General features: G+C 67.9%; 20 protein-coding genes. 6 read left to right on the top strand and 14 right to left on the bottom strand.

Annotation, left to right across the window (positions count from 1 at the left end):
- Window positions 1–41: 41 nt before the first annotated feature.
- Window positions 42–515 carry a DUF4410 domain-containing protein gene (locus tag Q7W82_RS05110; protein ID WP_242159552.1) on the top strand — a complete coding sequence of 158 codons (474 nt, stop codon included), beginning with the start codon at window positions 42–44 and terminating at the stop codon, window positions 513–515.
- A gap of 285 nt (window positions 516–800) precedes the next feature.
- On the opposite strand, the gene Q7W82_RS05105 is transcribed toward Q7W82_RS05110, so the two are convergent.
- Window positions 801–1,700, bottom strand: a complete 900-nt coding sequence (locus tag Q7W82_RS05105; RefSeq protein WP_242159550.1) for an AraC family transcriptional regulator — start codon at window positions 1,698–1,700, stop codon at window positions 801–803.
- A gap of 304 nt (window positions 1,701–2,004) precedes the next feature.
- Here Q7W82_RS05105 and Q7W82_RS05100 point away from each other — a divergent pair, with 304 nt between their 5' ends.
- Window positions 2,005–2,364 carry a hypothetical protein gene (locus Q7W82_RS05100; RefSeq protein ID WP_242159548.1) on the top strand — a complete coding sequence of 120 codons (360 nt, stop codon included), beginning with the start codon at window positions 2,005–2,007 and terminating at the stop codon, window positions 2,362–2,364.
- Between the two features lie 30 nt (window positions 2,365–2,394).
- Here Q7W82_RS05100 and Q7W82_RS05095 read toward each other — a convergent pair whose 3' ends face one another.
- The 5 genes from Q7W82_RS05095 to Q7W82_RS05075 form a co-directional block, all read right to left on the bottom strand.
- Complete coding sequence (locus tag Q7W82_RS05095; protein ID WP_242159546.1) at window positions 2,395–3,315, bottom strand: CorA family divalent cation transporter; 921 nt, start codon at window positions 3,313–3,315, stop codon at window positions 2,395–2,397.
- Between the two features lie 78 nt (window positions 3,316–3,393).
- Window positions 3,394–4,764, bottom strand: a complete 1,371-nt coding sequence (gene cycA, locus Q7W82_RS05090; RefSeq protein WP_242159545.1) for a D-serine/D-alanine/glycine transporter — start codon at window positions 4,762–4,764, stop codon at window positions 3,394–3,396.
- A gap of 139 nt (window positions 4,765–4,903) precedes the next feature.
- On the bottom strand, window positions 4,904–5,260 hold the full coding sequence (locus tag Q7W82_RS05085) for a hypothetical protein (RefSeq protein ID WP_152237325.1): 357 nt from the start codon (window positions 5,258–5,260) through the stop codon (window positions 4,904–4,906).
- Window positions 5,261–5,447: 187 nt separating this feature from the next.
- Window positions 5,448–6,323 (bottom strand): DMT family transporter, encoded by an 876-nt coding sequence (locus Q7W82_RS05080; RefSeq protein ID WP_010340290.1) that lies wholly within the window; start codon window positions 6,321–6,323, stop codon window positions 5,448–5,450.
- 162 nt (window positions 6,324–6,485) lie between these two features.
- Window positions 6,486–9,914, bottom strand: coding sequence for an AAA domain-containing protein (locus Q7W82_RS05075; RefSeq protein WP_242159544.1), 3,429 nt, complete (start codon window positions 9,912–9,914; stop codon window positions 6,486–6,488).
- Window positions 9,915–10,149: 235 nt separating this feature from the next.
- Here Q7W82_RS05075 and Q7W82_RS05070 point away from each other — a divergent pair, with 235 nt between their 5' ends.
- Window positions 10,150–10,986, top strand: a complete 837-nt coding sequence (locus Q7W82_RS05070; protein WP_242159543.1) for an SAM-dependent methyltransferase — start codon at window positions 10,150–10,152, stop codon at window positions 10,984–10,986.
- A gap of 21 nt (window positions 10,987–11,007) precedes the next feature.
- Here Q7W82_RS05070 and Q7W82_RS05065 read toward each other — a convergent pair whose 3' ends face one another.
- A complete protein-coding gene (locus tag Q7W82_RS05065; protein WP_242159542.1) occupies window positions 11,008–11,901 on the bottom strand; it encodes a LysR family transcriptional regulator in 894 nt (297 codons plus the stop codon).
- An 84-nt stretch (window positions 11,902–11,985) separates the two neighbouring features.
- Here Q7W82_RS05065 and Q7W82_RS05060 point away from each other — a divergent pair, with 84 nt between their 5' ends.
- Both Q7W82_RS05060 and Q7W82_RS05055 read left to right on the top strand, forming a co-directional pair.
- Window positions 11,986–12,819, top strand: a complete 834-nt coding sequence (locus tag Q7W82_RS05060) for an NAD(P)H-dependent oxidoreductase (RefSeq protein ID WP_242159541.1) — start codon at window positions 11,986–11,988, stop codon at window positions 12,817–12,819.
- A gap of 65 nt (window positions 12,820–12,884) precedes the next feature.
- Window positions 12,885–13,976 carry a DUF1615 domain-containing protein gene (locus Q7W82_RS05055; RefSeq protein ID WP_242159540.1) on the top strand — a complete coding sequence of 364 codons (1,092 nt, stop codon included), beginning with the start codon at window positions 12,885–12,887 and terminating at the stop codon, window positions 13,974–13,976.
- A 27-nt stretch (window positions 13,977–14,003) separates the two neighbouring features.
- Here Q7W82_RS05055 and Q7W82_RS05050 read toward each other — a convergent pair whose 3' ends face one another.
- From Q7W82_RS05050 to Q7W82_RS05040, 3 genes are all read right to left on the bottom strand, one after another.
- A complete protein-coding gene (locus Q7W82_RS05050) occupies window positions 14,004–14,336 on the bottom strand; it encodes a hypothetical protein (RefSeq protein WP_242159539.1) in 333 nt (110 codons plus the stop codon).
- Window positions 14,337–14,462: 126 nt separating this feature from the next.
- Window positions 14,463–14,783 carry a DUF3817 domain-containing protein gene (locus tag Q7W82_RS05045; protein ID WP_242159752.1) on the bottom strand — a complete coding sequence of 107 codons (321 nt, stop codon included), beginning with the start codon at window positions 14,781–14,783 and terminating at the stop codon, window positions 14,463–14,465.
- 227 nt (window positions 14,784–15,010) lie between these two features.
- Entirely contained in the window at window positions 15,011–17,098 is a 2,088-nt protein-coding gene (locus tag Q7W82_RS05040; RefSeq protein ID WP_242159538.1) for a beta-galactosidase, read from the bottom strand.
- Between the two features lie 334 nt (window positions 17,099–17,432).
- Here Q7W82_RS05040 and Q7W82_RS05035 point away from each other — a divergent pair, with 334 nt between their 5' ends.
- Entirely contained in the window at window positions 17,433–18,650 is a 1,218-nt protein-coding gene (locus Q7W82_RS05035) for a glycoside hydrolase family 30 beta sandwich domain-containing protein (protein WP_242159537.1), read from the top strand.
- A 132-nt stretch (window positions 18,651–18,782) separates the two neighbouring features.
- Here the strand turns inward: Q7W82_RS05035 and Q7W82_RS05030 are convergent, their stop codons facing one another.
- The 4 genes from Q7W82_RS05030 to Q7W82_RS05015 form a co-directional block, all read right to left on the bottom strand.
- Window positions 18,783–19,607, bottom strand: coding sequence for an alpha/beta hydrolase (locus Q7W82_RS05030; protein ID WP_242159536.1), 825 nt, complete (start codon window positions 19,605–19,607; stop codon window positions 18,783–18,785).
- Window positions 19,608–19,708: 101 nt separating this feature from the next.
- On the bottom strand, window positions 19,709–19,888 hold the full coding sequence (locus Q7W82_RS05025) for a hypothetical protein (protein WP_242159534.1): 180 nt from the start codon (window positions 19,886–19,888) through the stop codon (window positions 19,709–19,711).
- A gap of 362 nt (window positions 19,889–20,250) precedes the next feature.
- Window positions 20,251–20,889 (bottom strand): DUF2076 family protein, encoded by a 639-nt coding sequence (locus Q7W82_RS05020; RefSeq protein ID WP_242159532.1) that lies wholly within the window; start codon window positions 20,887–20,889, stop codon window positions 20,251–20,253.
- A gap of 213 nt (window positions 20,890–21,102) precedes the next feature.
- Entirely contained in the window at window positions 21,103–21,306 is a 204-nt protein-coding gene (locus Q7W82_RS05015) for a hypothetical protein (RefSeq protein ID WP_242159531.1), read from the bottom strand.
- Window positions 21,307–21,621: the final 315 nt, after the last annotated feature.

Genomic DNA, 21,621 nt, shown 5'->3' with positions numbered 1-21,621 from the left:
CGGCGTTCGCCCCGGCGTGGAGACCTCGACAAGGAGAGAGCATGAAACTGCAATGGAGAACGCTCGCGCTGCTGGGCGTGATGTTGCTGGCGGCCGGCTGCGCGACCAACAGCGTGGTGCACCAGAGCTACAAGGCGACCACCGCGGAAACCTACTGGTACCAGCTCACCGGCAACGACGACACCGATGCCGAGAGTCTGGCCATGTTCCGCCGCCAGCTCGACGCGCAACTGGATGCGGCGCACCTGCACGGCACGCAGGGCCAGGCCAATGCGCGCAAGATGACCATCGTCATCGATCACTACTACATGCGCAGCAATGGCGCGCGCTTCTGGGCCGGCATCATGGCCGGGCGCGACAAGATCAAGAGCCGCGTCAGCGTCGCCGATGCCAACGGCAAGACCGCCGCGCAGTTCGACGTCGAATCGACCAACAGCACTGCCTGGGGCACCTCCGAAGGCCTGATCGAGCGCCACGCCGAAGAGATCGTCGCGCGGCTCAAGCAACTGCAGTAACCCGTGGCGCCCGTGCAGGACTGCACCGGTCCTGCACGGCGCAGATGCAGGATGCCGCGCTGCCTGCAAGCGCACCTCGCATCATCTGATCCCACGACACTCAAGCCGGAGGCGGCTCCGCGTCTTGTAGGAGCTGCTTCAGCCGCGACCGGCCTTATCGGGAACGCCCGCCGCGGCTGAAGCCGCTCCTACGGGACGCGCCTCGACGTGATGGGAGATGTCCTGTCGTCGATCAAGCAGCAGCACGTCAGCTGCGCACGGCGTCCCGCGCAGTACCAGCACGCCTCAACCCGCCAGGCCCAGCTGTTCGGCCAGGTCGCTGCGCGGCGAACGCCCGTACAGCCGGCTGTACTCGCGACTGAACTGCGACGGGCTCTGGTAGCCGACGCGGTAGCCGGCCGCGCCCACGTCCATGCGTTCGACCACCATCAGCCGCCGCGCCTCGCGCAGGCGCAATTGCTTCTGGTACTGCAGCGGCGTCATCGCCGCCACCGCGCTGAAATGGTGATGCAGCGAGGACACGCTCATGTTGACCTGGCGCGCCAGATCCTCGATCCGCAGCGGCTCGGCGTAGTGTTGGCGCAACCAGGCGATAGCCTTAGCGATGCGGTTGCTGGGGCTGTCCTCCTGGGCGATGCGCAGCAGGTTCGGCCCGCACGGCCCGACCAGCAGGCGGTACAGGATCTCCTGCTCGATCAGCGGCGCCATCGCGGCGATGTCGGCCGGGCGTTCCAGCAGCCGCAGCATGCGCAGCGTGGCATCCAGCAGGTCCGGGCAGGCGGTGTTGACCGAGACCCCGCGCGGGCGCTCGGCGCCGACCTGCGGCGGCAAGGGAATGCGCTCGAGCAGTTCGCGCAGCCGGTCCGGCCGGATCGACATGCCCACGCCCAGCAGCGGCTGTTCCGGGCTGGCCTGGGTGATGCGCGAGACCACCGGCAGATCCAGCGTCACCAGCAGAAAGGTGCCGACCCCGTAGCGATACTCCTCGTTGCCCAGGGTGAGGCATTTCTCGCCCTGCAGCACCAGCGCGAAGACCGGCCACTGCGCGGTGTGCGTCTTCGGCGACGGCGCGGAGCGGTAGGAACAGAAGAAGCCCTCGATGGCGGTGTCGTGGTCGCCATCGGGCGTGGCCAATCGGGCAACCAGGGCGGCCATTTCCTGGTAGCGTTGGGCGAGCGCGGTCATCGGCAAGGGCGCTGTAGCGTGCGGAGGAGGAAGGCAAGCTTGCACGATGCTGCGCCGGCACGGACCACGGCGCGACGCGGCTTGCAGGATCGTACAAGAATTCCGTTGGATCGCGCTAACGCGCCGGCGGCGCGGGCCAGCATCCTGTGTCGGCCGGTTCCGCTACCGGCGCCGTCCCGGAACGCCCGCCCCCCGCCCGCCTGTTCCGGCCGTACGGCCCTGTCCCTTCCCCCATGCCCCGCCGTCGCGCTGCCGCGTCGCCGCCAGCGCGCCGTGCGGGCGATGCAGACCGCAGGAGAGACCGATGCATCCCCATACCGAAGCCCTGGAAATCGCCACCTTCCGCCTACTGGACTGCACCTGGCGCACCTTCCTGCGCGCCAACGCCGAGGTCGATGCGTGGCTGCAGCGCCAGCCCGGCTTCCGCTCGCGGCGCATCGCCCGCCGCCGCGACGGCAGCGTGGTCGACATGGTGCTGTGGGACAGCGTGGCGCACGGTACCGCGTCGGCGCGGCGGCTGATGCGCGAACTGCAGGGTGCGGCGATCCACGCCCTGATCGATCCGGACACGGTGTCCTGGGACATCGCCCCGGTGCAGCACGTCAGCGGCGAAGAGCACGACGCGGTGGACGCCGCAGCACAGGCCGACAGCCTCGCGGCGTGATCCTGCGCGGCCGGCGCCGCGCGCAGTGGCTCAGACCCAGCCGCGCCGGCGGAACCAGGCCAGCGGCAACAGCATGCTCAGCGCGATCACGCCCAGCGCCCAGTAGTAGGCGTCGTGCCATTTCAGCTCGGGCATGTGCGCGAAGTTCATGCCCCAGATGCCGACCAGCACCGTCGGCGGGATGCCCACCACCGAGGCCACCGCCATCACCTTCATCACGTTGTTCTGGTCGACGTTGATCATGCCCAGCACACTGTCGAGCAGGAACTCGATGCGATCGTCCAGGTGCTGCTCGAATTCGATGAGCGTGGACAGATCCTTGTGCAACAGCCCGATGCGCTTGGCCGCGTCCTCGCCGAACCAGTCCGGCGCGGCGTCGTCCAGGTAGGTGGCCAGGCGCAGCAGGCCGTGGCCGGCGTTGTGCATGCCGCCCAGGCGCCGGCCCATGTCGCCGACGTCGTGCAGCATCCGCTCCAGGTGCCGCGACTTGTGCCGCGCATGCGGCTTGGCGAACGCGGCGCGCGTGGTCTCGGTGATCTGCGCCTCCAGCGCTTCCAGGCGATCGGCCAGGCGCCCGACCAGTTCGTCGAGCAGGCGCAGCAGCAGGTCGTCGGTGCTGCGGCAGGGGCTGTGCTGCAACTGCGCGGCCACCGCGTCCAGCGAGGCCATCGGCTGCTCGCGCTGGGTCACCAGTACCCGCGGCGACACCGCGAAACCGAGCGGCGCGGTCGGGCCGTCCTCGTCCTGGAAGCGCGGCACGTTGAGGAACAGCACCTCGCCTTCCACCCGCACCCGGCTGCTGAACTCGATCTCGCCGATGGCCGCGCGCGTCGGCACGGCGAAGCCGACCTTGCGGTCGACCTCGGCCAGGTCCGCCTCGCTCGGCTGGCACAGGTCCACCCAGCACACCGGTGTATCGGAGGTGCCGCCAAGGCGATGGAGAGTGATCATCGGGACGGGCTCGCGCAGGAAAGGCCGCGAGCATCGGCCAGCGCGCGCGGAGCGTCAACGACCGCCGCGCGCATCGGTTCAGGCGCTGCGGCGCTTCAACGCGTAGCCCACGCCCAGCAGCAGGAACCACACCGGGCTGCCGAACAGCGCCTGGCGGGTGTCGGCCTGCAGGGTCAGCAGCGCCAGCACGAAGGCGAAGAACGCCAGGCACACGTAGCACATGACCACGCCGCCGGGCATCTTGAACGCGGAGGCCGCGTGCAGTTGCGGGCGCTTGCGCCGGTAGGCGATGTAGGCGCACAGGATCAGCGACCAGACGAACATGAACAGCACCGCAGCCAGCGTGGTGACCAGGGTGAACGCGGTGACCAGGTTCGGGATCAGGTACATCAGCACCGTGCCGCCGAGCAGGCAGGCGCAGGAAAACAACAGACCGCGCGCCGGCACCGCCGCACGCGAGAGCCGCGCAAAGCCGCGCGGCGCGTGGCGCTCCTCGGCCAGGCCGTAGAGCATGCGGCTGGTGGAGAAGATGCCGCTGTTGGCCGAGGACGTGGCCGAGGTCAGCACCACGAAGTTGATCAGGCTGGCCGCGGCCGGCACGCCGGCCAGCACGAACAGCTCCACGAACGGGCTCTTGCCCGGCACCACTTCGCGCCATGGCGTCACCGCCATGATCGCCACCAGCGCCAGCACGTAGAACACCAGGATGCGCACCGGGATCGAGTTGATCGCCTTGGGCAGGTTGCGGCGCGGGTCGGCGGTCTCGGCGGCGGTGGTGCCGACCAGCTCGATGCCGACGAAGGCGAACACCGCGATCTGGAACCCGGCGAAGAACCCGCCCAGCCCCATCGGGAACATGCCGCCGTCGTTCCACAGGTTGGCCAGCGAGGCCACATGCCCGGACGGCGACTGGAAGCCCCAGGCGACCAGGCCGGCGCCGGTGAGGATCAGCGCGCAGATCGCGATGATCTTGATGAGCGCGAACCAGAATTCCATCTCGCCGAACAGCTTCACCGTCACCAGGTTCAGCCCCAGCAGCAACAGCACGCACAGCATCGCCGGGATCCACGGCGCCAGCGTCGGGAACCAGAACTGCGCGTAGGCGGCGATCGCGATCACGTCGGCGATGGCGGTGATGATCCAGCAAAACCAGTAGGTCCAGCCGCAGAAGAACCCGGCCCAGGGCCCCAGCAGGTCGGTGGAGAAGTCGATGAACGACTTGTACTCCAGGTTCGACAGCAGCAGCTCGCCCATCGCGCGCATCACGAAGAACAGCATCACGCCGATGATCAGGTACACGAACAGGATCGACGGCCCGGCCAGGCTGATGGTCTTGCCCGAGCCCATGAACAGGCCGGTGCCGATCGCTCCGCCGATCGCGATCAACTGCAGGTGGCGGTTGGACAGGCTGCGCTGCAGGTGGTCGGGCTGGGCGGACGGATCGGTCATGAGCGCAGGCCATCGCGAGGGATTAGCCTGCAAACATAGAAGATGGCGGCAGCGCGCGCCAGCCGCGCGTGCGCCGGGTGGCCCCCGCAGCGGCGCGGGCGGCGCCGCATGCCGCCCGGGACGCCGCGGGGGCCGTCGCTCAGGCCAGCGCGCCGCCCTGCCCGATCGCCACGAAGCTGAAATCGCGGTCGGACTGGTTGCCGCCGCCATCGCCGGTCTTCAGCAGGACCTGGCCCGCATCCAGGCGGATGATCACCGCGTTGTCGCAGGTGCTGCCGTCGCCGGGATAGATCTGGGTCACCGACACCCCGTCCAGCGCCTGGAACGGAGGCTGGAAGCTCACCAGGTAATGCCCGGTGCTGACATGCGCCACCGTGTACCCCGCGCCGTTGCGGACCGCACCGTCCGCGCCGACCACGCCTGCCACCACCCGCACGCCGGCCGCGCCCGCATGGGCCGCGGCGTCGAGCAACTGCCCCATCGCATTGTTCGTCATGCCGTTCTCCGATCTTGATAAGGAAAATCCGATGGCGCGGCGACCGCAGCGGTCCCTCGCAGCCACACGCGCCGCCGTCCTGCCTCGTCCGTGAGTCGGCAGCATCGCCGCGCTGCGCGCGCGGCCGTATCGGCGATTTCCTGATCGGCGCCGGTGCGGCGACCGAGATCGGCTCAGGCGGCGACACTCACACCAATTTGGTGCGCCGCCACCACCGCGTGACCTTCTCCTCGCGCACCAGGGTGAACAGCCCGGCGCCCAGGATCAGCGCGATGCCCACCGCCATCGGCCAGTCCAGGTGGTCGTGGAACAGCCAGTAGCCGAAGCCGATGGCCCACAGCATCTGGCTGTACTGGGTCGGCGCCACCGCGCTGATCGGCGCCGACCGCGAGGCGTACATCATGAAGATCGCGGCCAGCCCGGCGAGCAGGCCGTAGCCGGCCAGCAGGATCCACTGCTGCCAGGTCGGCCAGACGAAGGTCGGCAGCATCAACAGCCCGCCCATCAGCAGCGGGCCGAGCACGCCGGCGCCGTACAGGGTCAGGCGCTTCTCGCCGGGCCCGGCCATGCGCAGGCTGATCACCGACACCGCCCCCACCAGCCCGCAGACGATCGCCGCGACATGGCCCTGGCCCAGATGGCGGAAGCCCGGCCGCAGCACCACCAGCACCCCGATGAAGCCGACGATCACCGCCAGCCAGCGCCGCCAGCGCACCTCTTCCTTGAGCAGCAGCACCGACAGCACGGTGACGAAGATCGGCATCAGGAAGATCAGCGCGAACGCCTCGGCCATCGGCAACAGGGTGAACGCGGTGACCGCGGACAGATTGCCGGCCGCACCGGTGAACGCGCGCAGCAGCCAGATGCTGGGCCGCTGTGCCACCACCACCTCGCGCCAGCGATCGCCCGGCTTCTTCAGGAACGGCAGCGCCGACAGCATCAGCAGCGCCCCGAAGAACACCACCTCGTAGGCCGGCAGCGACCCCTCCAGCCCCTTCACGAAGGCATCGCTGATCGAATAGGCGGCATAACAGGCGAAACCGAGCAGCACACCCTTGAGCATGGACGATCCTGGCCGGCAGCGGCGCTGCGACGGCGTACTTGGGGGGATCGTCAGTATCCCTCTTTTGTCGTGGGTGTGGCGCCGCGGCGGTGTGGTGAAGCGCAGCAACGTGCCGCACGCCACTGCACACCCTCCGACCATGCCGCCCGCCGCAGGCCATCGCTAGCGGGGAGCGGCGTGAGCCATGTCCGCCACGTCAAGCTCACTGAGGAATTCCGAAGCCGAGCGGCGCGGTAGCGGGAACTCACCCGACACGGTCGCGTCGAAATGCTGCAGCGGGCTCCAAAGGTCAAAATCCCCGATCAGATAGCAGCGGCGCTTGGCACGGGTCAACGCGACGTTGAGCAGATTGGGTTTGGACGAGGCCCAGAGGGCCGAGCCAGGATGCTGGCGATCGGCGCCCAGCACCATCAAGACCGTATCCTGCTCCTTGCCCTGGAAGGTATGTACGGTGCCCACGCTGGCACGCAGCCAGTCACTCAAGGCGCGTGCCGACGGTCGTTGTCCGCTGCCCATTTCATCCCAGGCATCTCCGCGCAATGCATCATGCAAGGCTTGCCGGATCGCCTTGAACGGCGAGATCACGTACAGCCGTGGCAAGGCTCCGTCGCGCCGATACAGCCGGACGATCAACCCAGCCACGAACGCAATCTGCTCGGGCACCACCTGTTTGCGTTCGGTGCCGCCCGGAATATCCAACCAGCAACTGGCGAGCGGCAACGGCGCGGCGTCGGGCGCATGTCGTTTAGACATGCCATAGACCATCTTGCCGCCGTACGCGATACGGTTGGCGATGCCGAACATCGGCTCGATGCAACGCCGGTGCACGCGCAATGGGCTGCCGATCCACAGTGGCTCGTCACCCATCGTCGTAAGGGTTCCATATCGATTGGCCTGATCGGCGAGGCACTGCGCGGATGTGCGGTGCGGCGCATAGACCCCCTCGGCGGTCGCGTCGGAAAGTGCGCCGAGCGCGGCGATCAAGCGGATCGGCAAGGTGAACACCGGTTCTATCTGCAAGGGGTCTCCGACCACGACGGCACGACGTGCGCGCCACAATGCTCCCACTGCCGCCTGCGGCACCGCCTGTCCCGCTTCGTCGATGAACAGCCAGCCGATCGCATCCGGGCCTAGACCACGAAACTGGCTGGCGAACGACGCGAATGTGGTAGACACGATCGGAACGATCATAAACAGGCCGCGCACGATCGACAGATAATCGTCCGCACGCTGCGGCCGCTTGTTTTGCAACCACTTCGTCATCGCAACCACGTTGCTGCCGAATCCGTGATGCTGCGTCACCTCGTGCAGCCATGCTTCGTGCAGCGCCATCGCGGCGGCGAACAAGTTCGAACGCAACTGAGACAGTTCCGGGTCGTGCCAGAGCCCACTGATCTGGAAGACGTCAGTTTCGAGCTGCTCCGGGGTCTCGGGCAGCGAAGGTAAGGGCATGACCTGCACCATTTCGCGCAGCTGCTGTAGATCTACTTCCTGTTCGCGCTGTACCTCAGCCTCGGCCGCACGGCATACCTCCAGCTGAGCGCGGGAAGACGCTATCGCCTCTTGCGCGGCGACCACCTCAAGACGTTGTGCTTCGCGTGCTTTGAATTGCTGTAGCTGCAGATCGGCGTTGGCCTTGAGTTCCGCCTCCGCAGAACGCCAGCGACGAAGCGCGGTGCGGAACTCGAACAACCATTGCGACCAGGACGGCCGGGTCTTGCGAATCAATTGCTCTCGTTCCTGCAGGCGCGCCGACTCCAGTTCCAGACGAGCCAGGGCTACCTGTGCCGTCGAATGGTTCTTCTCGGCTTGCTCGGAATCCTGGCGCGCCTGCTCGCTTGCGCGATGCAAAGACTCCAGCTGCGGCCTCCGCTGTTGCACTCGCGCCTGGCAGTCTGCATAAACTCCGCGCAAGGACAGCGCGCGCATGACCGCCTGATCTGCCTTGCGAAAGCTGGCAGCCGCTTCTGAAAAACTCAATGCTGGCGCCTGTTTGCGCCACCCCCAGAAATTACTGGGTACTTCTTCGCTCGAGGTTTTAAGTGATGCAAAGGCAAAGCGCTCGCGGAACAACTTGCGGTTACGGGAGTTTCCCAGCGCGCAGCTGATCAACCCCCATGGCATCTCCTCGCCCTCGGGGGAAACGTTGCGACGCTTGCCCGCCTTGATCGCCAGATTGTGCGCGACGGGCTGCAGGTAACGGACGGTATCGCGCCACGGTGACGCCACCTCTTTGCGCTTTGGCAAGGCAACGGAAATATTCTCGATGGCGGCATTGTTGTAGGACGCCACGACCATCTCGTGCCCGAGCAAAGGTTCGATGAGTTCATGCAAGTAGCAGGGCTTTTCATCGCCATCGAACTGCACCTTGCGCTTGGTACCGACGAAGGCTGCCCCGGCATCAGGCAGTCCCGCCAGCACGCGGGCGCGGCGCACCAAAATCTCAGCGAACACGTCGCGCAGCAGCGTCGTCTTGCCGGTCCCCGGCGGTCCATTGACCGAAAACAGGCCACCAGCCTCAAGCTCCGACAGCGCGGTATTAATGGCAAACTGCTGCATCAAGCTCATTGCATGCTCGGGATCCGACAGCCAGTGGCCTGCATTGAGGTGTCGAGGATGCAGCGCCCGCAGCAGCTCCTCGCGACCGGCATCGGTATACAGGTCGATCCGCTCTTGCTTCGACAACGGAATCAGGTAACGCCGGAGCGGCTCGGGAATCGCCCCGGCTTGAACCGACGCGATCGCATGCTCCAAGTCGACGAGGAAAAAGCTGTTGAGAATATCGATCTCGGTGTCCGCCGCTGCCTCATCTTCCGCATCGTCGGCCTCCACACCAGCATTCGTATCGCTGGCAGCAGTCTCGGCTACAGGCAAGCTGGCCTCTGGCGCGTCTTGGGCGCCCACCACCACCCCCACCTCAGCTGCCACGTCCGGCGCTGCCATGCTGTCGCGCACCCGTGCTTCCAGCACCGCCATTGGCGCCTCGGGATCAGGCATGAAGCCCGCCCACTCGCACAGCAAGCGATGTAGGCGCAGAATGTCCTCCGCACCGAGCGGCGCATCCGCGCGATCGCCACGATGGGCCATAAAGTCGTTGAAGAGACTGATCAAGCGCTGCTTGGCGGCGTCGAACGCAGCGTGGCTAAGCGATCCCAGTCCGCCCGCGCGGACCTGTCCGATCGCCCACGGCACTGTGGAGACGGAAATCCGGTCCAGTTGCAACTCGCCTTGTGGTGACAGCCGCAGCTTGGCGAAACACGTGGCGCCTTCCAGCTGCGCACGCTGTTCTTCCTCGTCGGTGATGCCATTGCCTGCCGCCGGTGGCAAGCAGTCACGCATCATGTCCAGGATCGCGGATGCATCGAATACGCCCAGATATAGGTCGAATCCCTGCACCTCCTTATCCGCCGGCGGGTCAACATGCAGCCAGTGCTGCCCGTTTTTGCTCTGCAGGGCATCGCGTCCCAGGTAGCACCATTGCCAATCCTCGAGATCACTCAGCCGCTGGTCCAATGCAAACGGGATGAAGAATTCGAGGGCATGCCAATGTTGCAACACCTCGAGAATCCGTCGCTGTTCTTCCTGGTTCAATGCCGCGCTCCTGCCATACCGATGCCGGTCAAATTCTAGCGACGGCGTATCGTCGTATGCGACGACGTTCACGAATGTCTACATCTGTCCCCCAACGCGAGACAACAGGAGGCGCCCTGCTGGCCGGCTGTGCTCGCCGGCCGTTCCCTTTTTCAGCCATACGTCGGGTACGATGCAGCCCCTCCGTCTCAGCCGCCCACGCGGGTTCCCGCGTCGGTGGCGAACCTGTGATCCCGTGACCCGCTATTTCGGCCCCCTGCTGACCCGTCCACTCGCCGCCGCGCTGCTCGCCGCGCGCGATGCCGGCACCGCCACCTGGTCCGGCTCGCTTGACCTGGAGCGCAGTCAGGGCCAGGCAATGCTTGGCACTGAACGTTGGCAGTGGCAGGGGCGCGACTATCCCTATCCGGGCAAGCTCAAGGACCGCACGCTCTACTACTGGGATGGCGAGGATTTCGAAGCGGTGTCGCGCTTCGGCGGCGCGCTGATCAAGCTGGTGCCCACCGAGTGGGGCGCGCCGACCTTCGAGATCGACGGCATCAAGATGCTACCCAGCGCGCAGCTGTCGCCGTTCGAGGACGCGCGGCGCAAGGTGGCGCTGGTGGAACCGCGCGGCAAGCAGGTGCTCGATACCTGCGGCGGCCTCGGCTATTTCGCCGCCTGCGCGCTGGAGGCCGGCGTGGCGCGGCTGCACTCGTTCGAGAAGAACGCCGACGTGCTGTGGCTGCGCACGCTCAATCCGTGGTCGCCGGATCCGGCCGCCAGTGAGGGCCGCCTGCAGCTGACCCATGGCGATGTCGGCGCCGCCATCGGCGGCATCGCCGATGCGTCGATGGATGCGATCCTGCACGACCCGCCACGCTTCGGCATTGCCGGCGAACTCTACGCGCAAACCTTCTACGACCAACTCGCGCGGGTGCTGCGCCGCGGCGGCCGGCTGTTCCACTACACCGGCAGTCCGAACAAGCTCACCAGCGGCCGCGACGTGCCGCGCGAGGTGGCCAAGCGCCTGGAGAAGGCCGGCTTCGCCGCGCAACTGGCGCTGGACGGGGTGCTGGCCACGCGCCGCTGAAGCGACGTCGCGGCCGAAACGTCAGATCGACGCCAGGAGGTGCTCGCGCAACCAGCGATGCGCCGGATCGCGGTGCACGCGCTCGTGCCAGAGCATGGCCATTTCGTAGCCCGGCAATTCCAGCGGCGGTGCGCACACCTGCAGGCCGGACTGCCCACGCACCAGGCGCTCGGGGAGCATCGCCACCAGGTCGCTGCGCTGGAGCGCCGCGACGACGAACAGGAAGTGCGGCACCGACAGCACCACGCGGCGCTGCAGGCCGCGCGCACGCAATGCCGCATCGGTCACGCCGCTGAAGCCGCCGCCATCGGGCGACACGATGACGTGCTCGAGCGTGCAGAACTGCGCCAGGCTCGGCCGCCGCCGCAATCGCGGATGGCCGGCACGGCCGACCAGCACATAGCGCTCGGCGAACAGCGTGCGGCGGTGCAGGCCGGGCGGCGCGTCGGCGACGGTATGCAGGGCCAGATCGATCTGGCCCTGTTCGGCCTGCTGCGCGATCGCCGGCGGCGCCAGTTGCAGCACCGCCAGCCGGGAGCCCGGCGCCACCCGGCGCAAGGCGGCGATCGCCGGCAGCAGCACGGTCGAGGCGCCGTAGTCGGTAGCCGCCACCTGCCACAGCGCCTGCGCCCGCGCCGGATCGAACGGCGCTTCCGGCGCCACCGCCTGCTGCAGCGCCTGCAAGGCCTCGCGCAGCGGGGTGCGCAGCGCCTCGGCGCGGGCGGTGGGGCGCATGCCACGTGGTCCGGGCAGCAGCAGGGGATCGCCCAGCGCCTCGCGCAGCTTGGCCAGGTGCACGCTGACCGACGGCTGCGACAGATGCAGGCGCGCCGCCGCGCGGGTCACGTTGTGCGTGTCGAGCAACGTATCCAGCGTCAGCAGCAAGTTGAGATCCAGGCGCCGCAGATCAACCATCGTAATAACGGGCATTAAGGCAATTCATTTCCACTATAGCGAATGACGGCCTAGCGTGGAGACCTCCCCTCATCGAGCACCCGCATGAACGTCTTGCTGGTCTATGCCCATCCCGAACCCGCCTCGCTCAATGGCACTCTCAAGCAGGTGGCGGTGCAGCGCCTGCAGGACGCCGGCCACCATGTCCAGGTCTCGGATCTGTACGCCATGGACTGGAAGACCACGGTCGATGCGCAGGACAGCCTGGACGGCGCCGCGGACGCGCGCTTCGATCCCTCGCGCGACTCGCAGCGCGCCTTCGCCAGCGGCCGCCAGCGCGCGGACATCGCCGCCGAACAGGACAAGCTGCGCTGGGCCGATGCGTTGCTGATGCAGTTCCCACTGTGGTGGTTCTCGATGCCGGCCATCCTCAAGGGCTGGGTGGACCGGGTCTATGCCTGCGGTTTCGCCTACGGGGTCGGCGAACACTCCGACACGCACTGGGGCGATCGCTACGGCGAAGGCATGCTCGCCGGCAAGCGCGCGATGCTGATCGTCACCGCCGGCGGCTGGGAATCGCACTACGCGCCGCGCGGCATCAACGGCCCCATCGACGACCTGCTGTTCCCAATCCAGCACGGCATCCTGCATTACTCCGGGTTCGATGTGCTGCCGCCGTTCGTGTTGTACCGCAGCGGACGCATGGATGCGGCGCGTTTCGCGCAGACCAGCGCGGCGCTGGGCGAACGGCTGGACACGCTGTTCAGTGCCGCGCCGATCGCGTTCCGCAAGCAGAACGGCGGCGACTACGCGATCCCGGCGCTGACGCTGCGGGAGGATCTCGCCCCAGGCCGCAGCGGCTTCGGCATCCATGTGGACAACGCGGACGCGCAAGCGGCGGAGACCTCCGACCGCACAGCGTCGACGCCGGCGGCGTAGGCGCGGTGCCGACATCGCATCTGTAGGATGCAGGCGACCGCCACTCCGCTGGAACCGCCGCGCCGATGTCCACCGCCGTCTTCGTCCGCCTGCTCGCCGTGTGCAGCGCCGCCTTGCTCGGCGCCTGTGCCACGCAGGCGCCACGCATGCCCGAACGCACGCCCAGCGAGGTCAAGGCCGACATCGCCCGGCGCATCCCGGCCACGGTGCCCGACCGCCGCGGCTGGGCCGACGACGTCTACGTGGCCCTGGCCTCGCAGAACCTGGGCACCAGCGCCGAGAATATCTGCGCGGTCCTGGCGGTGATCGAACAGGAATCGACCTACCAGACCAATCCCTCGGTGCCGGGGCTCGGCAAGATCGCACGGGCGGAACTGCAAAAGCGCGCGGCCGCACTGCATGTGCCGGCGTTCGCACTGGATGCGGCGCTGCAGCTACACGGGCCGGACGGCCGCAGCTATGCCGAGCGCCTGGCCGCTGCGCGCACCGAGCAGGATCTGAGCGCCCTCTTCGAGGACATCGCCGGCAGCGTGCCGCTGGGCCAGCGCCTGTTCGGCAACCTCAACCCGGTGCACACCGCCGGGCCGATGCAGGTGAGCATCGCCTTTTCCGAAGCGCATACGGACGGCTACCCGTACCCGCTGAACGACAGCGTGCGCCACGCGGTGTTCAGCCGCCGCGGCGGCATCTGGTTCGGCACTCGCCACCTGCTCGGCTACCCCAACGAGGCGCCGATGCTGTATCGCTTCGCCGACTTCAATGCCGGCTGGTACGCCAGCCGCAATGCCGCGTTCCAGGCCGCGCTGGCGCGCGCCAGCGGCATCTCGCTCGCCCTCGATGGCGATCTGCTGACGCCCGGCGCCGACCTCGACGCCCCCGGCGCCACCGAGCGCGCCGCGCGCAGCCTGGGCACGCAACTGGGCATGGACGCGCGCACGATCCGCCGCGCACTGCAGCGCGGCGGCGAGGCGGATTTCGGCGACAGCGCGCTGTATCGCCAGGTGTTCGCGCTGGCCGACCGCGATGCCGGCAAGCCACTGCCGCGCGCGGTGCTGCCGGGCATCGCCCTGGAAAGCGCGAAGATCACCCGCAAGCTCACCACCGCCTGGTTCGCGCAGCGCGTGGCCGAGCGCTGGCAGCGCTGCCTGGCCAAGTGATGGCCGCGACACGCCGATGGCGGCGCACTACTTCGGCTTGCGCAGCGCCATCAGCGACCAGCCAAGGGCGACGGCCAGCGCCAGCAGCACGAGGCTGAGCACGCCGTCCCACGCGATCGAGAACCAATAGTGGCCAGGATCGGTCTGCAGCAGATAGACCCGTGCCGGGCCGATTCTCGATGCGCCAATGTACACGCCGCTCGACAGCGCCTTCGCCAGCAGGTACAGCTTCACCACAGCGCTCGCGCCGATGGCCGCGGCCATCAGCAGCAACACCGGCCGTTGCAGACGCGCGACCAGCCGCTGCAGGCGCGTGGGTACCGGCATTGGCGGGGGCGGTCGTCGTTGGCGTTTGCCCATGGCATCCTCGCCTGCGCTAGGCGCTGCAGTTTAGAGCGACGCCGAACAACGCCGGCCCAATGCACCACCGACGCAGCGCATCCGCACGCGACAACCTGCGTCGCCGCGGATGCGGCGCAACCTGCGTTATCGCGCTGTACGCTGCCGCGGCGCGCCGAGCAAGCCGATCCTGCGGAACCACAGTTCCAGCGGCACCGTGACCAGCGGCGGCAACGCGGCCAACAGGCTCAACGCCCACGCCCACCACGGCCAGCGCAACCGCAGCGCCGCGACCAGGCTGGCGACCACGTACAGCAGGAACGCCACGCCATGCAGACGGCCGAACAGCCACACGCCCAGCTCGGTGGTCTGGGTGCCGTACTTGAGCAACATACCGAGCAACAGGCCGGCCCAGGTCAGGCCTTCGAACACGGCGGCAGCGGCGAACAGCCGGCCCACCGGCGACAACGGAGCAGAAGCAGAAGAAGACAAGGACACGCGCGACTCCAGTGAGGGAACGAGGCCGCGACGCGATGGCGGCGGCGACGCCCGCTGGCGCCTGCATTGTAGAGCGTGTCCTCGCGTCTGGCGCGCAGGCGCGACGCGGCCACGGCGAGCGCGGCACACAGGTGCACCCACCGCACCGATCCGTCATCGCGTGGCCGGCAGTGCGCCGCAGCGCACCGCGGCAAACCTCAGCGACGCTGTTCCAGCACCGCCACGTCGTCCGGTGCCAGCTGCACCGTGTCGTTGCTCGGCGCCGGCCCCAGCAGCGACCGCATCGCTGCCGGCAGCCGCACGGCGTGCGCGGCGATGCCGTGGTTGATCAGCACCACGATGCGGCGCGCGCCGTCGCTGCGCACGCCCACTTCCACGTCGTCCGGCACGTCGGCCAGCGGCGCCTGTACCCCGGCGTCGCGCAACCAGTCGCCGGTGAGACGATCCAGCGTGGCGTCGTCGAACCAGCCACCGACATAGCTGATGCGGCCCTTGCCGACGCGCCGGCTCAGCAACGCCGGCGCACCGTCCAGCCAGCCGTTGGCCGTGCCGTAGTGCAGCGGCGCGGTGGTGTCGGCGGCAGTGGCCTGCAACTGATCGGCCCAGATCCTGGCGCTGCCGTCGGCGCCCGCACCGACCAGCGGGATCGGCTTGTCCAGCGCATAGAACTGCTCCACGCGCCCACCGAGCAAGGCCGCCAGCGGGCCGGGCTGGCGCTGCGGATGCAGGCCGTTGTCGATGTTCTTCATGCCGCTGCGCGGCCCCAGCACCAGGTGACCGCCGTGTTCGACGTAGGCTTTCAACCGCTGCGCCTGCGCCTCGGTCAGCACGTTCAGCGCCGGCGCCACCACCAGCTTGTAGCGCTCCAGCGGCGCCATCGCCGAGACCACGTCGACCACCTGCGCCTGCTGCCGCAGCGGACGGTAGAAGCTCTTCATCTGCACGACCGGATCGAAGTCGGCCGCGTGCTTTTGGAAACCGATCGCCCAGCGGCTGTCGAAGTCGTTGATCAGCGCCACCTGCGCCTGCGGCGTGGTGCCGGCCAGCGCCGGCCCGGCCTTGGCAAACTCCGCGCCGACCTGCTGGATCTCCGCATACACCGGCACCGGCTCGCCATCGGCGCCGACCAGCGTGCCGTGGTATTCCTCCTGCCCGTTGGGCGCGGCACGCCACTGCCAGTACGACACCGCATCGGCGCCATGCGCCACCGCCTGCCACGCCATCGCCCGCACCTGGCCCTTGCGCAGCGCCACGTTGGTCGCGCGCCAGTTGACGAAGCCCGGCTGGGTCTCCATCACCCAGTAGTTGCGCTGCTTGTAGCCGCGGGTCAGATCGTGGCGCGCCGCGTTGTCCACCCAATCGTAGCGTTCGCCGGCGACGTAGTCGTCCCAGGCGGCGATGTCGAGCACACCGTGCACGGTGTAGGCGTCGAAGCCGGCGAACCAGCCCATGGTGTTGGTGGTGATGAACTGGCGTGGATCGGCATGCGGGCGGATCGCATCGATCTGGTTACGCGAGTAGTCGGTCCAGGTGTCGCTGACGAAGCGCTTCCACTCCAGCAGCAGCGCCGGATTCTCCTCGTCCTCGCGCACCGGGATCTGCGCGAAGTCGTTGTAGGTCTGGCTCCAGTAGGCGGTGGCCCAGCGCTGGTTGAGAGCGTCGATGCTGCCGTACTTGCGCTGCAGCCAGGCGTGGAACTGCGCCTTGGCCTCGGGATCGAACGAGGACTGCGCGTACTCGTTGTCCAGTTGCCAGCCGACCACGTGCGGATTGTGCCCGTAGCGCTGCGCCATCTGTTCGGCGATGGCATGCGCGAAGTGCCGGTAGCGGGTACTGGCGAAGGAGAACTGCTGGCGGTTGCCATGCTCGTCGCGCACCCCGTCCTGGCTGACCCGCAAGGTGTCCGGATAGGCCTGGGTCAACCAGGCCGGCGGCGCCGCGGTCGGCGTCCCCAGCACCACCACCATGCCGTGGCGCGCGGCAGCGGCGATGGCGCTGTCCATCCAGGCGAAGTCGTACTGCCCCTCGCGCGGCTCCATCCGGCTCCAGGCGAACTCGCCGATCCGCACCACGCGCACGTGCGCCGCCTGCATCAGCGCCAGATCGTGCTCCCACTGCGCCTCCGGCCATTGCTCCGGATACCAGGCCACGCCGAGCAAGAGCGGCGCAGCGTCGCGATAACGGGTGGCCTGCGCCCGCGCCAACGGCGGCACGCAGAGCGCGATCGACAACAGCACGGCGAACAGCACAACGCCGCAGCGTTGCGGAAAGCGGAACAGTGGCATGCGCAACATCCTTCGCAACAGGAAACGCCGGCACACCCCCTGCGTGCTGACGGCGTGTGCATTGTGCGCAGCTTTGTCCTGCGCGCACTTGTGCATCTTGCGGCGTTTGCGCGCGCAACTGCGCACAATCCGCACCCCGCACCTCACCGCATAACGCAGGATGTGCCAACGCTGCAGCGCGTCATCCTGCAAGGCCCATGCATCCATGTGGACTGAGGACAGCGTTGCGCTCGCGTTGCGCCACCGGTCTCACTTGAACGCTTTGGACGATCGCGACATTGAAATGGTCACCTGCGATGGCTAGCGTCACGCCTCCCCCACCCCTGGAGCCACCATGAAGACCCCTCGCTTGCTCGGCACCTTGCTCGCCGCGGCCGCCACGCTGTTCTCGGCCGGCGGCGCCTCGGCGCAGACCGTCACCGTCAATCCGTCCGAAGTCCACCAGACCATCCAGGGCTTCGGCGGCATGAACGGCGCCGGCTGGATCGCCGACCTCACCCCGGCCCAGGTCGATCTGGCGTTCGGCAGCGACACGGGGCAGATCGGCCTGTCGATCATGCGCATGCGCATCGATCCGTCCAGTTCCGGCTGGAGCCAGCAGGTGCCCTCGGCGGTGCGGGCCCGCGCGCACGGCGCGGTGCTGCTGGCCACGCCGTGGTCGGCACCGGCCTACATGAAGTCCAACAACAGCTTCAACAACGGCGGCAAGCTGTTGTCGCAGTACTACGATGCCTACGCCAAGCACCTGCTGGACTTCACCGCCTACATGGACAGCAAGGGCGCGCCGATCTACGCCCTGTCGCTGCAGAACGAGCCGGACTGGCATCCGGATTACGAGTCGGGCGACTGGAACGGCACCGACTTCCTCAACTTCATCAGCGCCCAGGGCGCGAAGTTCGGCAAGTTCAAGCTGCTCGCGGCCGAGTCGCTGGGCTTCAACCCGGCATTGACCGACCCGGTGCTCAACAGCAGCGCCGCCCAGTACCTGTCGATCATCGGCGGGCACCTGTATGGCGTGCAGCCCAAGGACTACCCACTGGCGCGCAGCAAGGGCAAGCAACTGTGGATGACCGAGCACTACACCGACAACACCGACGGTAACGCCTGGCCGTCGGCGCTCGGCGTGGCCAGCGAACTGCACAACAGCATGCTCGCCAACTACAGCGGCTATATCTGGTGGTACATCCGCCGCAGCTACGGGCTGATCGCCGAGAACGGCACGGTGAGCAAGCGCGGTTATGTGATGTCGCAGTACGCGCGCTTCGTGCGTCCCGGTTCGGTGCGCATCGGCGCCACTGCCGCGCCGTACAACGATGTCGCCGTCAGCGCCTACAAGACCCCCAACGGCAAGCTGGCCTTGGTCGTGGTCAATACCGGCACCCAGCATCGGCAGATCACCGTGCGCGTTCCCGCCGGCAGCGCCACCGCGTTCACCAAGTACAGCACCTCGTCCACCCTCAACGTCGGCTACGGCGGCAAGTACAGCGTCGCCTCGGGCCAGACCGTGGTCTATGTCGACCCGCAGAGCGTGGCGACGCTGGTCGGCGAGTGATCTGCGCGATGGCTTGAGTCGGTCGGATCGACCCGCGGCAGCCGAGCGCTGCCGCGGGTTGGGGGCGTGCTGCCTCGTTGCGTCGTCGCGGCGCCACGCCTTGCGCGCCGGCACCGCGATACGCGTTGGCAATCACCCCAGCTTGGCCAGGAAACCCAGCAGCGCCTGATTGAATTCCTCGGCATGGCTGGTGTTGCAGCCGTGCGGCGCATCCTTCAGCAGCACCACGTCGCTGCCGGCGATGACGCGGTGGGTACGTTGGCCCGAACCCTCGTACGGCACGGTCGCGTCGGAGTCGCCGTGCAACACCAGGGTCGGCACGTCGACCTTCTTGAGATCCTCGCGGAAATCGGTGGTGCCGAACGCCTCCATGCAGCCGAGCGCCGCGGTCTGGTCGCTCTGCAGGCACAGCGCGATCGCTTCCTGGCGCTGCGCCTCGCTCACCTTCAGCGTGCCGTGGGCACTGAAAAAGCCCCGGGTAAAGTCGTCGAAGAAGGTCTCGCGCGAGGCCTTCAGGCCCTGCTCCATCTCCTGCGCCTGCTCCTTGCTCAGCGGCCCTTCCGGGTTGTCCTCGGTCTTGAGCATGTACGGCGGCACCGCGGAAGCGAACACCACGCCGGCGAGCTTGTCGGTGCCGTGGCGCGCCACGTAGCGCGCCACTTCGCCACCGCCCATCGAGAAGCCGACCAGCACCGCCTCGCGCAGCTGCTTGTCCTCGAGGATGCCGGCCAGATCGTCGGCCAGGGTGTCGTACTCGTACCCGTCGGCCGGCTTCTCGGAACGGCCGAAGCCGCGGCGGTCGTAGGCGATGACCCGGTAGCCGGCCTGCTGCAGCGGCCCGACCTGGTCCTTCCAGGCCTCGGCCGACAGCGGCCAGCCATGGATCAGGATCACCGGACGACCGGCACCGCCGGTATCTTCGACATGCAGACGGACGCGCGCGTTGGTTGCAGCCATGGGCAGGACCTCGTGGTGGGGAGTCGCGGCAGCTTGTCCCGCCCCGTGTCCTGTCCGCGTGAGTGCCGTGTATCGGGGCGTTTAACGCGATGCGAAAGCGCTCAACCGATCCGCGGCAGGGCGCGCGTCAACTGCGCCAGCGCGTTCCGCGCAATGCTGTGGAAGGCCGCGGACATGTGCGCGTCCTCGATGACGCGCTCCCAGAACTGCGCCGCCATGCCGGCCGCTGCGCGCCAGTCGTCGCGCTGGTCTGGCAACGGCAGCGCCCAGGCACTCGGCACCCACCCAGCTCAGCCAGCCATTGCGCCGCGCCGGCGGCGCGGACAGCCACCAGTCAATGTGCCAGACCACATCCACACCGGAAGACGACATGGCGCCCCGCGAACACATAACGTCGGGCCTCGCGCGCCTGCGATCGAATAGATGCATGAATAGATAATCGACTGGAGCAGGGCAAGGCCTTGCCTGTTTTTCTGGGCTTTCTTGCATCTATGCGTCAATCCAGAGCGCCAACCGTGAATAGATTGATGAATGGATACTTGCGCCGATCGGTCGCTTCGATGTCTCGAAGCAACCGATCGCGAGCGCCGGCTGGCGCTCGCTCGATCAATCGATCCGCGCGGTAACGCGAGCGCGCCGGACATCACGTCCAGTTGTCGTTGCCGAAGTCGCCGTCGTCCTGGAAGTCCTGGCCCATGTCCTGCTGCGGCGTACCGTCGTAATAGTTGTTGTTGGTGATGTTCTCGACCACCGTCTCCTGCGGCGCGCCGCCCCCGAACAGGCCGCCGCCGTGGTGGCCGCCCAGCAGACTCTCCACGCCCTCGAACAGGAACATGCCGCCAGCCACGCCGGCCGCGGTGGTGGCCGCGCTGCTGAGGAAGCTGGGGCCACGCGCGGCGGCCGGGGCCGGCGTCGGCTCCGCGGCCGCGGCACCGCCACCGAACCAGCGCTCGCGCCAGCCGGGCGCGCCGGCGCCCGCGACGCCTGCGGCGGCGGGCGCCGGCGGCAACGGTGGCGGCGCCGCGTTGAAACCCTGACCCAGGAAGCTGGCGGGCGGCGGCGGTGGCGTGGCGGCCTGCTGCAGCTGCGCGATCTGCGCCTTGGCGGCCTCCAGCGCGTGCTCCAGCAGCAAGGTGCGCTGGACCAGCAGATACATGGCATCGGGTTGATCGGCCAGGCGCGCGTGGATCAGCGCGTCGGCCTGCGGATCTTTGGCCACCCCGCCGGCGCTGCGCAAGCGCGCCAGGAAGTCTTCGAGAAGCTGCTGTTCTTGCGGAGTCATACCCGTACCTGGATGCGATGACCGGCCCAGTGCCGGCACGGCACGGTATGGGCATCGCCCCGCGCAGGCCAAGGGTGCATCCGAGCTCCGGTGTATCGTCATTCATCAATCACGCGTGCCAGGACAACCAGACCGGCGGCCGCCATGGCGAACTCCGACATTCTTCCGACAACGCGCGCCAGGTACGCCCCGATCCAAGCGCAGACGCCCTGATTATTCCGCGTCGCTGTCCGAACGGGAGGAGGACGCCGCATGCGGCAGCCGCGCCGCCCACATGTTGTCGATCAGGTTCGGATACGGACGGCCGTTCTCATCGGCCCGCTGTCGCGCGGCCGCCTTCTGCGAAGGCGACAACGGCTGGCTGCGCTGGCCGCGCGGATTCGGCTTCTTCCACGGAGGCGTGTTGGACGAGGGCATGGGCGTCACGGCGAGTAGAGAGGTGCCATCGTGATCCGGCCACGTGTGCGTGGATGGTGAAGGTGCCCAGCGGTCGGTCGCGCCGGCACACGGCCGTTCAACGTCTTGCCGACGGAGATGAAGGAGATCAAATTCGCGGCATTACATCGAACTCGCATGACCGAAAAACCCGACCTCGCCAAGCACCGGCTTGATCGGCGATCCTCGCCTCCACGACGCTGACGATTGCATCGCGCCGACTCGGGACTACACTGCCTCGACGCCAATGTTGCCAGCCAACAGACCGGCGACGCCGCGATCGGCATCGCCGAACGC

The sequence above is a fragment of the Xanthomonas indica genome, assembly GCF_040529045.1.
Taxonomy (GTDB): Bacteria; Pseudomonadota; Gammaproteobacteria; order Xanthomonadales; family Xanthomonadaceae; genus Xanthomonas_A; species Xanthomonas_A indica.
The sequence above is the reverse complement of the archived record's forward strand: the minus strand, read 5'-3'. Positions and strand labels throughout refer to the sequence as shown.